Annotated in this window: 11 protein-coding genes; 3 read left to right on the top strand and 8 right to left on the bottom strand. The window is 70.7% G+C overall.

Going from position 1 to position 14,580, the window contains the following annotated elements:
- Window positions 1–56 precede the first annotated feature (56 nt).
- Window positions 57–1,721 carry an N-6 DNA methylase gene (locus ACFVXC_RS00340; RefSeq protein WP_389900188.1) on the top strand — a complete coding sequence of 555 codons (1,665 nt, stop codon included), beginning with the start codon at window positions 57–59 and terminating at the stop codon, window positions 1,719–1,721.
- A 41-nt stretch (window positions 1,722–1,762) separates the two neighbouring features.
- Here ACFVXC_RS00340 and ACFVXC_RS00335 read toward each other — a convergent pair whose 3' ends face one another.
- The 8 genes from ACFVXC_RS00335 to ACFVXC_RS00300 all read right to left on the bottom strand — a co-directional run bounded on the left by ACFVXC_RS00335 (window position 1,763) and on the right by ACFVXC_RS00300 (window position 13,273).
- Window positions 1,763–3,898, bottom strand: coding sequence for a UvrD-helicase domain-containing protein (locus tag ACFVXC_RS00335; protein ID WP_389900186.1), 2,136 nt, complete (start codon window positions 3,896–3,898; stop codon window positions 1,763–1,765).
- A gap of 27 nt (window positions 3,899–3,925) precedes the next feature.
- A complete protein-coding gene (locus tag ACFVXC_RS00330; protein WP_389900184.1) occupies window positions 3,926–5,191 on the bottom strand; it encodes an McrC family protein in 1,266 nt (421 codons plus the stop codon).
- Entirely contained in the window at window positions 5,188–6,993 is a 1,806-nt protein-coding gene (locus ACFVXC_RS00325) for an AAA family ATPase (RefSeq protein WP_389900183.1), read from the bottom strand. The genes ACFVXC_RS00330 and ACFVXC_RS00325 overlap by 4 nt, the downstream gene beginning before the upstream one ends.
- A 112-nt stretch (window positions 6,994–7,105) precedes the next feature.
- Window positions 7,106–9,619, bottom strand: a complete 2,514-nt coding sequence (locus ACFVXC_RS00320; RefSeq protein WP_389900181.1) for an Hsp70 family protein — start codon at window positions 9,617–9,619, stop codon at window positions 7,106–7,108.
- Between the two features lie 49 nt (window positions 9,620–9,668).
- On the bottom strand, window positions 9,669–10,256 hold the full coding sequence (gene grpE / locus ACFVXC_RS00315; protein ID WP_389900179.1) for a nucleotide exchange factor GrpE: 588 nt from the start codon (window positions 10,254–10,256) through the stop codon (window positions 9,669–9,671).
- On the bottom strand, window positions 10,253–10,525 hold the full coding sequence (locus ACFVXC_RS00310; protein ID WP_389900177.1) for a hypothetical protein: 273 nt from the start codon (window positions 10,523–10,525) through the stop codon (window positions 10,253–10,255). Before ACFVXC_RS00310 ends, grpE begins: the two co-directional genes overlap by 4 nt.
- Window positions 10,522–12,756, bottom strand: coding sequence for a hypothetical protein (locus ACFVXC_RS00305; RefSeq protein WP_389900175.1), 2,235 nt, complete (start codon window positions 12,754–12,756; stop codon window positions 10,522–10,524). Before ACFVXC_RS00305 ends, ACFVXC_RS00310 begins: the two co-directional genes overlap by 4 nt.
- Before the next feature lie 70 nt (window positions 12,757–12,826).
- Window positions 12,827–13,273 carry an ATP-binding protein gene (locus tag ACFVXC_RS00300; RefSeq protein WP_389900173.1) on the bottom strand — a complete coding sequence of 149 codons (447 nt, stop codon included), beginning with the start codon at window positions 13,271–13,273 and terminating at the stop codon, window positions 12,827–12,829.
- Between the two features lie 145 nt (window positions 13,274–13,418).
- Here ACFVXC_RS00300 and ACFVXC_RS00295 point away from each other — a divergent pair, with 145 nt between their 5' ends.
- Together ACFVXC_RS00295 and ACFVXC_RS00290 are read left to right on the top strand one after the other, a co-directional pair.
- The gene (locus tag ACFVXC_RS00295) at window positions 13,419–14,276 is read left to right on the top strand and encodes a Scr1 family TA system antitoxin-like transcriptional regulator (protein WP_389900172.1); all 858 of its coding nucleotides are present in this window, start codon (window positions 13,419–13,421) and stop codon (window positions 14,274–14,276) included.
- A complete protein-coding gene (locus tag ACFVXC_RS00290) occupies window positions 14,273–14,464 on the top strand; it encodes a DUF397 domain-containing protein (protein ID WP_389900170.1) in 192 nt (63 codons plus the stop codon). Before ACFVXC_RS00295 ends, ACFVXC_RS00290 begins: the two co-directional genes overlap by 4 nt.
- Window positions 14,465–14,580: the final 116 nt, after the last annotated feature.

Below are 14,580 nucleotides of genomic sequence, written 5' to 3'. Positions count from 1 at the left end.
TTGTCAACGCAATGCGAGTGTTCCACTGTGCGCGGCTCTGCGTGTACGGTGGCCTCATGACGGACCAAGCCGTACCTGCCACCGGCCCCCTCGTCACCGGATCGGAGATCGCCAGGATCGCTGGGGTCACGCGTGCCGCGGTTTCCAACTGGCGGCGTCGCTATGACGACTTCCCCGCCCCCTCGGGCGGCGCGGCGAGCAGCCCATTGTTCGCGCTGGCCGAAGTCCAGGCATGGCTGGAGAAGCAGCGGAAGGGGCAGGACGTCTCGGTCGAGGTTCAGGTGTGGCAGGAGCTGCGGGCCGCCTATGGAGAGGACATGGTCGCGGGGCTCGCGGATGTGGCTGAACTGCTGTCAAAGCCGCACGGGCGGCGGCCGTCGGGCCTGCGCCTGCCGCGAGAGGCGGCGGCACGGGTCGGCGCGCTCGCCGAAACCGAGCAGCCCGTTGACGTCGTGAACGCACTGATCGAGCGTTTCGCCGACGCCGTCCGCCGCGCCGGATCGGACCAGGTGACGTCGACCCGCCTTGCCCGCGCCGTACGCCACTTCGCTCCGCCGCTGCCGCCCGGAGCGACAGTCTTCGACCCTGCCTGCGGCATCGGACTGCTGCTCTTCTCCGTCGCCGGGCAGACTGGAGTGCTCTGCCGTGGACAAGAGGCCGACGCCGACTGCGCGCGGCTTGCCAGGTTGCGAGCCGCCCTGTCCTCGCTGCTTGACGCCCGGGTCGAGACGGGTGACTCGCTCCGCGACGACCGGTGGCCCGACCTCCGGGCCGAACTGGTGGTCTGCGATCCCCCGGTGGGCGTCACCGGATGGGGCCGGGAGGAGCTCCTTCTTGATCCGCGCTGGGAACTCGGCACACCGTCCAAGGCAGAAGGCGAACTCGCCTGGCTGCAGCACGCTTACGCACACACTGCGCCGGGCGGTCACGTGGTGATCGCGCTGCCCGCCTCCGTCGCCTACCGCAAGGCCGGGCGAAGGATCAGGGCCGAACTGGTCCGCAGAGGCATTCTCACCCAAGTTGTCGCCCTGCCCCCGGGTACAGCGTCCTCGCATGCTCTCCCCATCCACCTGTGGACTCTGCGCCGCCCTGGGCCGACCGACAGCCCCCCGACCACGGTGCGCATGGTGGACCTCACTGCCAACGATCCCGACGCCGCTCTGGAACCGCGCCCTGAGCAGACCGTGGACGTCCCCTCGATCAGCCTCCTCGACGACGCGGTCGACCTGACCCCGGGCAGCCATCTCCAGGCCGGGCACCGCGACTATCCCGGCGAGTTCACAGCTCTTCGCGGTGACCTGAACGAACAGCTGCGTCAGCTGACCGCACTGCTGCCACAGCTCCGGCCCGGTGCCGGGGCGGGCTCGCTCGACGGCGCCACGGCAAGCGTCGCCGAACTCCTTCGGGCAGGCCTAGTGAGCTACGAAGGCCCGGAGCCCGTCTCGGCCAGCGACCAGCTCGACACCGATTACCTCCAGGGCTTCCTGCGCAGCCCGTCCAATACCCGCCGTGCCACCAGCGCCTCCGGCGCCTACCGGATGGAGGCCAAGGGCGCCAGGATTCCGCAGATGGCCGTTGAGGAACAGCGCCGCTACGGTGCAGCCTTCCGCGCCCTCACCGAATTCGAGGAGACGATGCGGACCGTGTCCGGGCTTAGCCGCCGACTCGCCGATCTGGCCCGTGACGGACTCTCCTCCGGCGCTCTGGCCCCGGAGGACTGAGAATATGCGGCGGGCGGCTCCGGAGCAGCGGAGCCGCCGGTTCACTCCTGGGCCGGCAGGAACTCGCTCGGCTTCCCACTCCAGCTCACGCTCAGCCCCTCGCGAGCCCTCGTACAGGCGACGAACAGCAGGCAGCGCTCGCGCAGCAGATCGGCTTCGTGCTGCGGCGCGTCCGCCTCCAGCGGAGTGATCTCCCGGGCGAAGGGCACTGTTCCCGTCGTGACCCCGAGCACGGAGACCGCCCTGAACTCCAGACCCTTCATGGCGTGCATGGTGGCCAGCCGGACCCCCGGCGTCCCTGCGGCGGTCTGCCCCTTCACCCGCACCACCGGGATCCCGGCGTCCTTCAGCCGGGCCTCGGCCGCGTCAAGCGCCAGGTTGAACCGGGCGCACACCCCGATCTCGTGCGGCGCGAGCCCTTCACCGAGCCATGTCCGCACCCGATCCACGAGCGCGGTGTACTCCTCCGCTTGCGTGGCGTGTCCGTCGGCCTCGGGGCGGCGGCCGCGCAGCAGCGAGCGGTAGCCGGCCAGGGAGTCGGTTCCATCGCCTTCCAGCGCGTCCACGCTGACCGGGGCGAGCAACCGCGCCGACCAGACCAGGATCTCCTCGGTAGAGCGGTAGTTGAGTCGCAGCCGGAAGCTGCGGCCGGCGGTGGCGATGCCCAGCGATCCGAGCGTCACCCGCGAGTCGTAGATCCGCTGGTGTGGGTCGCCGGTGAGGAACAGATCGTCGGGGCCGGGGGCGACAGCGGCCCGGAGCACCCGCCACTGTGCGGGGTGCAGGTCCTGTGCCTCGTCCACCACTACATGGTCGTAGGGGGCCGGGCCGGCGGCGAGCAGGTCGGCCGCGCGGGCACAGATCCGCAGGTGCGTGGTGGCGCCGCGCTCCTGCAGCAGCTTCTCGAACCGCTCGACACCGCTCCACACGAGCCCGCGTCGTGCCGCTCCGAGGCCGGTGCCGCGTCCACGCCGGCTGGCCGCGAGATATCCGTCCAGATCACGGATGTCCTGGCCGAGCACCACGTGACGGTACTCCTGTGCCAAGAAGCGAGCCTGGAACGGCAAATTCAGCAGCTTGACCGCCTTCTCCCACAGCTGCCGCTGATCGCTGTCGCCCACCGGATTCGGTGCGGAGCCGGCGTGTTGTCGCACCACGCCGTTGGCGTAGGCGTCGACCGTCGTGACATCGACCCGGGCGAGTAGGCGCTCGTCGTCCTCGAGGAGGAGACCGAGCATGTCGCCCAGCCCGGCGGCCAGCGCGTTGGTGTAAGTCGTCAGCAGGATCCGGCTGTCCGGTGACCGCCCGAGCAGGTGCTTCACACGGTGCAGCGCGGCCACCGTCTTCCCCGTCCCGGGGCCGCCGGTGACCTGTACCGGTCCTCCGTACGACGTGCGGTAGGCGACCCGCCGCTGGGACGGGTGCAGGAACACCCGCCAGGCCGCAAACGGCTTCGCCAGGACCTCCTCCAGCTCTTGCGGACCGGTGACGAGGCGGATCCGGGCAGTGGTGTTGCTGATGACGGTGGCGAGGTCCTCGACCGGCTCGGACGGTGCGTCCACCGGGCGGCGCATGGCCACCACATCCCGGTAGACCTCCTCCGGAGAGAAGCCCTCGGCAAGGTACTGCAGCACCTCCAGCTGGTCCTCGGGCAGCAGTGTCGCGAAGGCCTCCAGCTGTGCCTTGTCCGCCATCGAGCGCGCGGCACGCAGCACCTGTGCGTCGATCCCCAGGTCGCGCAGGACTCCGTCGGAGACGCCGGAGAAGAGCAGCTTCGGCACCTTGCGGGACGCCGTCTCGTACAGCGGCGTCAGTTCGTCGAGTGCGACCGTGTCGCGTACCTCCAGGCCGCGGGTGGCGGTATTCGCGCTGTACAGGCGCTTCGCCGCCCAGGTGTACGCGTCGTCGTGCGGCAGAACATGGACGAGGAGGAACAGGTCGGTGCCGTCGTCCGGCGCGAGGACCACACCGCGCCAGAAGTCGGTGACCCGTATGGTGCGCATCCGCCGATCGCGGGCGTTCTCCACGGATTCCAGGTGCAGGCCCTTGTCGGCGTTGAGTTCGGCCACGGTGAGGGTCTGGAACTTCGCCATGGCCTTGCGTACGCCGGCTCTGACCGGCTTCTCCAGGGTGTCGTATCCGTCCCAGAAGCTCTGGGCGAAGGCGAGGCGGGGCATGGGCCGAGGGCCTCCTTTCCGTTCGTGTCAGTCGGTGAGCCCAGCAAGGCGAGCAGCGAGTGTCCGGAACGTCCGCAGGAGCGCCGCGGGTTCCGAAGTGAGGTCGAGGCTGTGCTGGAGCAGCCGCAGGCCGCCGGTTCCGCGCACCTCGGTCGCCCGCTCGGGCAGGCGGCCCGCCGCGTACACCAGATGCGCCTCGCGCAGGCCGAGCACGGTGGCGTAGGCGAGCGCCTGGTACAGGTCGGCGTTCGGGTAGCCGTGGGACCGGTGGGACTTCTCGGTCTTGTACTTGGCGTCGACCACAGCGACGGGTGTACGGCCGTCCGCGCCGTACACCACCAGATCGGGCTTCATACGGACCTGGCCGCCGAGGTCGAGAGCGTGTGCGTCCTGCAGTCGCGCCGTCAGGCCGTGTTCCTCCAGGGCTTCACGCAGCGCGACCGTCACGAAGTCCTCGAAGAGCTGGTTCATGTCGAGCAGGAAGCCGTCCAGGGCGAGCGGGCCGGTCCGGTGCTCCGGCGAGGTGCCGCGCAGTACGGCCTCGGCGAGCCGCAGGGCAGGCTGGTAGCGGGAGTTGAGCCGGGACGGCTGCCAGAGAGGCAGTTTCTGGCCGCGGACCAGGGGAGCGGCGTCCGCGAGGCGGAACCTCTGGTGGGCGAGGCGGCGCCGCACCGGCCCTGGTACGGACGGCAGCCGCAGCAGCCGCTCCACCGCGGCGCGCAGGATGCGGTTCTCGGCGGTGTCGGCGGTGTACGCGTCGTAGACGATCTCGACGGGCGGGGTGCGGCCGAAGTGCCGCCGGATCTGCTCTGCCTCCCGCAGCCGGCCCCGTACGACGAGGGCGGACTCCGCCGTCTCCCGGTAGCCCTGGAGCACCCCCTGCCGCAGTGCACCGTCGATCTGCCGCTCCACCGCGTACGCCAGAGCGGGCACCACGTCATCGTGCGCACCGGTGTTGATCGTGCCCTCGCGGCTGTCGCGCCAGGCGCTGCCCGGATCGAGGCTGAAGCCGAGCAGGAAGAACAGCCGCCCCACCGGCGTCTTGGGCGCGATCCGCAGGACCGTCCCATCCGGCAGCCGTACCGCACCGACCCGGCTGCCCGCCCGCAACTTCCAGTGTCCGGGCCGCTCAGGATCCGGCGCGGCACTGTCGAGGAAACCCGTCGCGACGAGGGACCGCCCGACGGCTCCATCGAGCGGTACGGACAAGGCGTCGCCGTACTCCCGCAGCGTTATCTCGCCCGGGATGTTCCCATGTGCCGGGGCCGTGCTGTCCACCGCTTCGTCGCTCATACCCGCCGGGTCCGCTCGCGCAGCGCGTCCAGACCGTAGCGGGCGGCGATATCGGTGCCTTCGCCGTAATGGTGTTCCTCGAGCAGGGGAAGGATCTTGGTGCGCCAGGTCCGGTCGAGGCCGCCCTCGCGGTAGACACCGGGCTTCATCAGGTAAGACGGGCCGATGGCGAAGTCAGGGTCGTTGATTGCCGTGTTGAGGGCGTCGAGCAGGCGGGCCGGCTCGGGGTCCTTGCCCTCGCGCTCCAGCCAGCGGGTGAGCAAGCCGGCGGTGGGCTCCACCCGCGGGGAGAGTTCCACGAACGCGAAACGACGCCGCATCGCCGCGTCGACCAGCGCGATCGACCGGTCCGCGGTGTTCATGGTGCCGATCACGTACAGGTTCGGCGGCAGCCCGAAATCGTCCCCCGAGTAGGTCAGGCGCACCGAGCGCTCGCGGTACTCCAGGAGGAAATACAGCTCGCCGAAGACCTTCGCCAGGTTGGCCCGGTTGATCTCGTCGATGATCAGGAAGTGCGGTACGTGCCGGTTGCCCTTGAGCGAAGCGGTGTCGGCGAGCTCCCGCAGCGGTCCCGCAGTCAGCCGGAAGGCAACCTCCCGGCTCTCGGGATCCTCGACCGGCCGGAAGCCCTCGAAGAAGTCCTCGTAGGCGTACGACGGATGGAACTGGACGATCTTGACCTGCTCCGGGCCGCCGCCAAAGTACTCGGCCAGTTGCAGCGCCAGATACGTCTTCCCGGTGCCGGGCGGTCCGTAGAGGACCATCTGCCGCTCGTCGAGGAGGAGTTCACGCAGTTCGTCGAGGAAGGACCGGTCGTGGACGAGCAGCTTACGGGCGAACTCGTCTGTGACCTGGGGGAACGCCAGGACGCGCTGCTCTGAGGAGTCCAGGACTTGGACTTGCCCGGCCTCCTCCTGCACGGTCTTCGGGCCTCCGGTGAGCGCGGTGAGCTGTTCCAGGACGGAGGTCAGATCGACCACGTCGTGCTGGGCGGAGAGCTTCTGCTGCACCTCCTCCGGCAGTTCCTCGTACGGATGGGCCGTCTCCTTCCAGGCCACCGTGCGCCGCAGGTTGGAAAGCCCGCCGGGGGAGCCCGACTGCACCAGATCGCCGGTGATCAGCCCGAAGTGGAGCAGGCCTTCGCTGAGGGTGGCGACGGTGTCGCCGACCCGCATCTGGGTGAAGAAGGCGTGCAGTTCGTCGACGAGGCCGCGCTTCTGGTGGTACGTTGCCGAGCTCTCGTAGCCTTCCTCGACGAAGCGGCGCAGCACGCTCTTGGTCGGGTCCGGCTCGTCCACCTGCGGCAGGTGTGCCGCATCGAGCGAGACGACGCCCTCCTTCAGCCAGAGCTCACGGACCAGGTTGTGGCCGGAGACGTTGTTCCCGCGCACCAGCCACGCCTTCTGCGGGGCCCGCCAGCTCTGCGGCAGGTAGTCGCCGAGGCGGTGCCCGTCCTCGGCGCCGCGCCAGGTGCCGGGGCCGGTGGCTCCGTAGCCGAGCACCAGAGTGGCCGCGGCGGACGGCGAGTTGCACTCGATGTCACGGGACGCGGTCCAGGTGTCGGGGCGGGGCCCGTCGGCCAGGGTGCCGTTCGCCCGCAGTTCGGCACGGCGTCGGCGTGCGTAGTCGCTCAGACCCGGCCAGTCCTCCGCCGACACCGCCGACCCGGCGGTCACGAGAAACTTGTGCGATCCGTTGTCGCCGAGTTCGGCGAGCAGGAAGCCGCGGGCATCCCCGGCGCTCTTGGGTAGGGTGATCCGGAAGTCCGGGAAGCCCGGGAGGCGGTCGGGGAGCTGCGGCATGGGGACCTTCCGGGACGCGGGTGGTTCAGGTGACACGAAGTGCGTCCAGCCTACGAGTTGACGGTGTCAATCGGTACGTTCGGTGTGCTGGACGCTCACCGCGCTCGTTCGGCTACCGGCGCTCGGGGAACACCTGGGCGCTGTCCCTCTGCTTGCGCGCCGCCGGGACGGGCGCCTGCGAGTGACTGGCGAGCTCGTTCAGTTTCATGTGCAGCGCGTCCTGGGCGGCGTAGTCCCCGCGAGAGGACGCGGCGCGCAGGTCGTCCCAGGCGGTCAGGACGTTATGGCGTACGGCCTCCGGGAAGCGGTCGAGCTCGGCATTGTGGGCGGCGAGCATGGACCGCCAGGTGGTGGTGTCGAGCTGCCGCCACAGGCTGCGGGCGTGCTCCGTCGCTACCCGCATCGCGGGCAGATCCAGCCGCTCGCGTGCCGCGTCCAGGGCGCGCCGTGCGTCGGCAAGCTCTTCGGCCGGCGCGCCGAGGCCCAGCTCCCGGCCCCGGCGTGCGGCGATGGACGCGTTGGCCGACCAGCCGCGGGCGTCCCGGCACGTCTCCACCGTGTCGCGAGCTTCGTCGAGGAATCCGTCGAGGGACCGGCCGAGGGGTTCACCGCGCACGATCGTGGTGAGCTGTTCTTTCAGTTCGGCGAAGCGGCCGTGCTCCGCCTCCGTCAGCTCGCCGCCGAAATGGACGACATGGGTAAGGATCTCGTCGAGGAGTCGAGAGGCGTCGCGGCCGATGCCGTCGGCGACGGCGTTGCGGCGCAGCCGCGCGCCCAGCTCCTCGCCGTCGCCGATGCGGTAGGCGAGGTTCACGGTGCGGTTCTCGTCCAGCTGTACCCGGAGTGTGAGCCGCTCCACGCTGCTGGTGCCCCTGTCGAAGACATGCGTGTGCTCCCCGCAGAACTCGTTGCGGGCATGGGACTTCTCGTGCGGTCCTTCGACGATCCGGAAGGTCAGCGCGGCGGCGCCGTCCGGCCGGATCTGAAGGTCCTCGATGTTCCGCCAGTCGGTCGGGTACGTCGTTCCGGCGGTGAAGAGGACCGCGGCGGTGCCGTCGTCGAGTGCCAGTCCCAGGTTCTGGGCGGTGACCTGCTCCGGTCGGTCGGTCCGGAACAGTGTGCCGCAGGCCGAACACGCCGTCAGGCCGGTGGCGTTGACCATCTGGCACTCGGGGTCGGGGCACTTCAGTCCGCCCGCGTCCAGCGGCTCGTCACAGAGCCGGCACACGGTGGATGAGGTGGAGTTCTGCTCGCCGCAGTGTGGGCACGCGGTGCGGGACGCGACGGGGGCGGCCGCCCGCAGCCCGGAGAGGCTGACGGCGCAGACCGGACAGCTCGTGGTCCCCTCGGCGGCGGGCACATGGCAGCCGGGACAGTCGACCGTCGCCGTGCCGAGCAGAGAGGTGCCGCAGTGGGGGCAGACGCTCTCGGCGAGCGGGATCTCGGTGGTCAGGCACGGCTCGGAGGGGCAGGCGAGAGCGGACGCGAGACCGGCCTCGATGCCGGCGCCCAGCGCGACGGCGGACATGGGGTCGATTCCGCTGTGCACCTTCTCCTCGCCGAACAGTTCGGCCAGGCGGCGGCGGACCAGCGGGATACGGGTCGAGCCGCCGACGAGCAGGACCTTGTCGATGTCCTCGGTCGTCCTGGACGCGTCGCGCAACACGTCGCGGGTGAGCTCCAGGGTGCGGTCGATCTCGGCGCCGATCAGCTCCTCGAAGTCGTCGCGGGTGACCTTTCCCGTCCAGGAGCCGCCGTTCTCTCCGAGCGGCGCGAGGATGATCTCCGCTGCGGTGACATCCGAGAGTTCGATCTTGGTACGTTCGGCGGCGGCGCGGATCCGTGCCGCGTCGCCGGTCCCGGAGAGGTCACGGCCGCCGAGTCGCTTCTCGGTGAGCATCCGGCACAGCGCGGAGTCGAAGTCGGCCCCGCCGAGCGACTTGTCCCCGCCGAGCTTGTACACGTGGAAGTACCCCGACCCGATGATCAGCAGGGACACGTCGAAGGTACCGCCGCCGAGGTCGTACACGAGCACCGAACACATGTCGTCGTCATTCTCGACGGGGCGTTCCACCCCGAAGGCGTGGGCCGCCGCGGTCGGTTCGGGCAGGATCCGTACAACGGTGAAGCCCGCAAGCTCCCCGGCTCCCCGCACTGCCGCGAACTGCGGTTCCGTGAAGTACGCAGGGACGGTGATGACGGCTCGCGGGAAGGGTTCACCGGCGGTGTTCTCGGCGTCCGTGCGCAGCCGTCGCAGCAGGATCGCCGAGATCTGTACGGGCGTCAGCCAGTGGGCGCCGAGCCGGATCTCGACCCCGCCGTCCGTGGACTCCCGTACCGGCGGTGCGTCCGCGGGCCGCTCGTCGAGCAGCCGCTGTACGTCGGCGTCGGCGTGGCGGCGGCCGATCAGCCGCTTCACCTCGGTGATCACGGAGCCGGGCAGGTGGTCGCGCACGCCGAGCGCCTCGCTGCCCACGAGGAGGGATCCGTCGGTGCCGGTACCGACGGCGGACACCGTGGCCTGCTCGCCGTGGAGGTTGGGGAGGACCACCGGAACGCCGGCGTCCATCCAGACGGTGACGGAGTTGGTGGTGCCGAGATCGATTCCGAGTGTGCGGTACGGCATGACGTGGCCTTCGGGTGGCAGGGACGGGAGGGAGCGGTGTGGAGCGGGTTCAGCGGCGGCGCTTGGAAGGCTTGCGAGGCAGCGACTGCTGACGCCGGGCGCGGCTGGTGCGGCGCGGCTGGTTCCGGCGCCCCCGCGTGGCCTCGCCGTCGGAGGGACTGGCGGGTGCCGCCTGTTCGGTGGCGGGCGCGGGCCCGGGTACGGCCAGGACGACATCGGCACGGCGCAGGCAGTCGGTCCCGTGGCGGAAGCCGGTGACGGTCTCCCGCAGGACGGTTCCCTCGGGGGCGGTCGGATGCGGTTCGACGCCCGTTGCCCGTGCCTCCACCGGGTCGGGGATCTTCCCGACGAGGTCCATCGGATGTACGCCGTGGCGGGCGAGTTCGGCCCGGAGTATCCGGTGGGCGGCGTCCGTCTGCTGTTGCACGGCGGCTGCGAGCTGTCCGGTCCGGCCTGCTCCGGAGCGGCCGAACCGCTCGGACCGGTGTGCCGTGTCGGCGAGGAGATCGTCGAGTGGCAGCAACGCGGTGAGGAGGTCGGTCAGTTGGGCCACGGCCTCCTCGCGTTTGCGGGAGAGGGCCGCGACGCGGACGCGCAGCTTGCGCAGCTCGTCGGTGCCCGGCGGGGGAGTGGTCACTTGGATGCGGGACCTTTCGGAGCGGCGGACGCCGGGAGGGGAGGAGTGAGCAGTTCGCTGACCAGGGTGTCGCCCGGGGTGCGGGCCGCGTCGTGGGCGGCCTTCAGGGCGCGCTCGCGGTCCGTGTCCCGTGCGCGGCGGGCCCGGGAGACCGCCACGCCCACCGCCTTCGCGAGGTCTCCCTGGCCGATGCCGGGCCGGGCATGTGGAAGGAGCTCGAACACGGTGGGGCCGAAGGAGGGCATCGGTGTGCGGGAGTGCGCGGTCACAGGGTCTCCTGGATGTATGGCGGGTCGTCCGGGTCCGGTATGCCAGGTGAGTCGAAGAGGCTGGGGAACATCACCGGTCCGAGCGGGAGGGAGATCTGCCGGCCGGTCGCCAACCCCAGCGCGGACGCGGCGCGTTCGTCGCGTACGGCACCGGCGAGGTCGCCGTCGGCACGGCGGTCGCGAGCGCGCCGGTGGTATGCGACGGCGACGAGCTGGTCGTACTCCGCGGAACGGCCCGGGGTGATCAGCAGCCCGCCTTGGAGGGCGATCAGCTCGGAGGAGCGTCCGGTGTCGACCAGTTCGGCGGCGAACGGCAGGACGGTTTCCAGCGCCTGCTGCTCGGCTTTCGCCCCGGTGAGCTGTGTGCAGGACGCGGCGGCGGAGAGCAGCAGAGGGACCTGCCGGGTGTAGTCGCCGGAGCGTGCTCCGAGCTGCCGGACGGTTGTGTCGTGCAGGAGGCGGGCGATGTCACCGTTGTCGCCGCGTTCTCCCCACTCGCCCTCGGAGGGGCGGACCTCCTGCAGTTGCCGCAGGGCCCGACGGGCCTCGCTCTTATTCCCAGCAAGCGCCTTGCGCACGGTCCGTTCGATCATCTGGTCGTAGTACCAGGAGTACACCTCGTGCAGTTCCTCGGCCGGGCTCTCCGCAAGGAACCCGCGGTGCAGAAGTTCCCCGACCCGTTGCAGGCCGGGCTGTTTGCCCCGCCCGTTTTCCGTGACGACGGAAGCGATGTCGGCGAGATCCAGCGCGTCCAGCGCGTCCTGTGCCACCGGGTCGCCGGGGCGTACGCACAGCGCCCGCTGGAAGCGGGCCCGGCCCTGATTCCTGTCCTTTGTCCCCAGAGCTTCCGTGCCGCGCCGGACCAGGGCGGCTGCCAGCTCCTTGGCGAGGGTGCTGTCATCGGGAGCGAGCGCGTGCGCGGACTCCAGCCAGAGGATGCGCTGGACGAGCGTGGCCCGCTGGTAGCCGTTGCCGTTCCGGCCAGCGCTCAGTCCGGCTTTGCGGGCCATCTCGTGGTGGCGCCGGTCGAGTACGAAGCCGAGGCGGGCGGCCGAGGTGAGGTCGGCGAGGGTGTCCTGCCAGTCGCCCTTTGTGAACCGCTCGTGGGCCCTGGTGACCAGGGCTCTGGCGAGGTACGGCGCGCAGGCCCGGTGGGTGTCGGACTCCGGCTGCCAGGTGGCGGGGTCGCCGTGACGGCGGGTGTACGCGGTGAGTAGGGCGCGGTGTTCGCTGAATTCCTCCAGCTGGCGAGCTGCCTTGTCCACGGTGACGGGGGAGACGTCCCACGGCCGGCCGCCGTACAGCAGCCCCAGGCAGGGGGGAGTGGTGCAGGGTGTGGGCGGCTGCCAGGTGTCGACGTCGCACCCGCAGACGATGATGCCGTTCCATTCGTCATCCCAGGGGTCCTCCCCGTCGTCATCACACCGGCCGAAGCACTCCAGCATCCGCAGGTAGGCGCGCTCGCCGAGGACGACCTCGCCGCTGTACTCGTTCTGCTCGACGTTCCATACGGTTTCCCACGCGTCGAGGACGTCATGGCCGGTGCGTTCGTCGACCGAGCGGAGCGCCGTACTGATCCGGTTCTTCAGCGTGTCGCGTGCGGACTCCCAGTCCGCCGTGTCGTCGACGGGAGCGCCGCGCCGGACGGTCACCAGGTTCTCGAAGCCGAGCGGGTCGCGCTCGTCGAGCAGCAGGTGCCAGACGGCGACCGCGAAGACCGCGTGCGCCGGGTCGGTCTTCTCGTTCTCCGCGACCGACCTCAGCGTGCCGACCGCGAGCGCGTGCACCAGGGCGGTGCGGCGGTTTCCGGACGGGTCGGGGACGGCGTCGAGGACCTCGCCGATCGCGCCCTGGCGGGCCGCCTGCCACACCAGGCGCCACAGTGCGTGTGCCGGGCAGCAGAGGCAAGGCGTCTCGCCGGACGTGGCGTCAGGGGCGTCGAGTACGGTGCGGACGTCGCAGTCGCAGCCGCGGTCGCAGGGTTGGTCCTCGCCGCTCGCGGGCGGAGTGGTGCCGAACACCGCGAGCCAGCGGTGGACCGCCTCGGGCCAGTTGCCCGCGCGTTCGGCGAGCAGGGCGCGCAGTGCGTCGTAGGAGGCGCGGTCGTCCACGGGGAGGTCGGGACCGTCTGTGGAGATCCGGTCCAGCAGGTTGAGCGTGCGCGCGAAATTGCCCGTGCCGTAGGCGTCTTCGGCCCGACGGAGCATGCGGGTGGCGTCGGTGGTGTTCAAGCAGGTCCCCCATGTGCACGTGGTGCGCGGTTGACCTTATGCGGCGTCTGTTGGCTCGGTCAACGGACCGTCAGATATCGGACGATGTGGCCAGTTCCGCTCGTACGGTCTTGCCGTCCGGTGGGCGTGGCACGGTCTCCCAGCGGTCGGCGAGAAGGGCGACGAGGGTCAGGCCTCGGCCGCCGGTGGAGAGGTCGTGGTCCTCGCAGGCCGCTCGGGGGAGGCGGTCGCCGCGGGCGTCGGAGACCTCGATCAGGAGGCGGCCGGGGCGAGGCAACGGGGTGTAGTTCAGGTCGAGTTCGAAATCGCGGCCCGGGACGCGGCCGTGCAGGACGGCGTTGGCGGCGAGTTCGGCGACGACGAGTTCGGCCCGTTCCGTGATGTCCGGGGGGAGGTCCCAGGTGAGGAGTTCGGTGACGGTGAGGAGTCGGGCGAGGCGGGCGCCGCGGCGGGTGGAGGACAGCTGCTGCCTGAACGTCCGAATGGAGGACGTGAGTTGGGGTGCGGGGTGGTTCATGGGGTCAGCGTGGCCCGCGCGGGGATGGGGCGGCGAGAGGTGCGCCCCGTACGGGAGGTCACCGTACGGGCACGCAGGGTGGACGGTACGGGGTGTGCGCCGTCACTCTGAGTGCGTGTGATCGTGCGGGAGGAAGGGGCGGCGGATGACCAACGTCGGAGAAGGGGCGGGTGCGTTCTCGGAGGGGGAACGGGAACCGCATCCGTCGGACAGTCTGCGGACGTTCGGGGCGGTCGTGCAGGCGCTGCGCGAGCATGCGGGGCTGAGCAGGGTGGAGTTCGGCGAGCGGGTGCGGTTCTCGAAGCACACCGTGGAGTCGGTGGAGCTGGGGCGGCGGATGCCGGACGAGTTGTTCGTGGAGCGGGGGGAGGAGGCGACGGGGAACACGGGGGCGTTGCGGAGGTCGGCGCCGTATCTGTCGCGGGGGGAGGTGGGGCTGGCGGCTTGGTTCCGGGAGTGGGCGCGGCTGGAGCGGACGGCGGTGAGTCTGTGTACGTACGAGTGCAGGCTGGTGCCGGGGCTGTTGCAGTCGGAGGCGTATGCGCGGGCGGTGTTCGAGGGCACGATTCCGGTGGTGACGGACGAGCGGCTCGAAGCGCTGCTCGCGGCGCGGGCGGAACGGCAGCGGACTCTGGTGGAGCGGCCGACTACGTTGTTCAGCTTCATCGTCGAGGAGCATGTGTTCCGGCGGCGGTTCGGGGATGTGGAGGCGATGCGGGGGATGCTCGATCACGTGCTGGCAGCGACTGCGCCGCGCAACGTGATTCTTCAAGTGGTCCCACTGGAAGGTGTGTTGCATGCCTGCCTGGACGGTCCGGTACAGGTTCTGGAGACGCCGGATGGGCGGCGGCTCGGCTATGCGGAGGGGCAGGAGAGCGGGCGGCTGATCTCCGACCCGAAAGGTGTCAGTCTGCTCTGCCAGCGCTATGAAACACTGCGCTCCCAGGCCCTCAACCCTCAGGAGAGCAGGGCCCTTCTGGAGCGACTGCGAGGAGAGCAATGACGAGCGGAACGGCGGAACTGTTCTGGTTCAAGTCCAGCTACAGCGGTAGCCAGGGTGACAGCTGCGTGGAGGTGGCCATCGCCGAGGCGGTCGTCCACGTACGGGACTCCAAGGACGTGGCGCGTCCGGCCTTCGTCGTCGGTCGCGACGGGTGGGGACGATTCGTGCGGTTCGCGTCGGAGCGCTGATACGTCGAGGGGCGCCGGGCGCGGTTGAGCGGGCGGGGCCCCCAGCGGTGTGCGGGCGGCCCTGGGGCGGGGGGGGCGGGGGGGGCGGGGCCGGGCCCCGGGGGGGGGGGTGCGGG

The organism is Streptomyces sp. NPDC058257, assembly GCF_042881845.1.
Classification (GTDB): Bacteria; Actinomycetota; Actinomycetes; order Streptomycetales; family Streptomycetaceae; genus Streptomyces.
Note: the sequence above shows the minus strand (reverse complement) of the source record. Positions and strands in the feature narration are given on the sequence as shown.

Coding starts and splice junctions, on each gene's coding strand:
- ACFVXC_RS00340 (WP_389900188.1), top strand. CDS start 57: ATGACGGACCAAGCCGTACCTGCCACCGGCCCCCTCGTCACCGGATCG.
- ACFVXC_RS00335 (WP_389900186.1), bottom strand. CDS start 3,898: ATGCCCCGCCTCGCCTTCGCCCAGAGCTTCTGGGACGGATACGACACC.
- ACFVXC_RS00330 (WP_389900184.1), bottom strand. CDS start 5,191: ATGAGCGACGAAGCGGTGGACAGCACGGCCCCGGCACATGGGAACATC.
- ACFVXC_RS00325 (WP_389900183.1), bottom strand. CDS start 6,993: ATGCCGCAGCTCCCCGACCGCCTCCCGGGCTTCCCGGACTTCCGGATC.
- ACFVXC_RS00320 (WP_389900181.1), bottom strand. CDS start 9,619: ATGCCGTACCGCACACTCGGAATCGATCTCGGCACCACCAACTCCGTC.
- ACFVXC_RS00300 (WP_389900173.1), bottom strand. CDS start 13,273: ATGAACCACCCCGCACCCCAACTCACGTCCTCCATTCGGACGTTCAGG.
- ACFVXC_RS00295 (WP_389900172.1), top strand. CDS start 13,419: ATGACCAACGTCGGAGAAGGGGCGGGTGCGTTCTCGGAGGGGGAACGG.
- ACFVXC_RS00290 (WP_389900170.1), top strand. CDS start 14,273: ATGACGAGCGGAACGGCGGAACTGTTCTGGTTCAAGTCCAGCTACAGC.